The 255-nt window shown below is 67.1% G+C and carries 1 pseudogene; it reads left to right on the top strand.

The annotated features are described in order from the left end of the window. Positions 1–62: 62 nt before the first annotated feature. Positions 63–255 (top strand): annotated as a pseudogene (locus AC1RPV_RS08045) (hypothetical protein); the annotation flags it as partial.

Genomic DNA, 255 nt, shown 5'->3' on the forward strand with positions numbered 1-255 from the left:
CGCCCGATTGAGTTCTCTGATATCGATTGAGATTTCTCAATCGGCGTGCCAGGGTGGAGCACGTGGCATCGGAACCCCTCGGAGCGCGCTACTGGACGCTGTGGACCTCGTCGGCCCTCTCCAACCTCGCCGACGGGGTGATGAAGGTCGCGCTGCCGCTGGTCGCCATCCGGTACACCGACTCCCCCGCCCTGATCGCCGGCCTCACGTTCGCCTTCACGCTGCCGTGGCTCGTGGTCGCCCTGCTCGCCGGGG

This window comes from Dellaglioa sp. CoH-55-MRSF-9, from assembly GCF_056782155.1.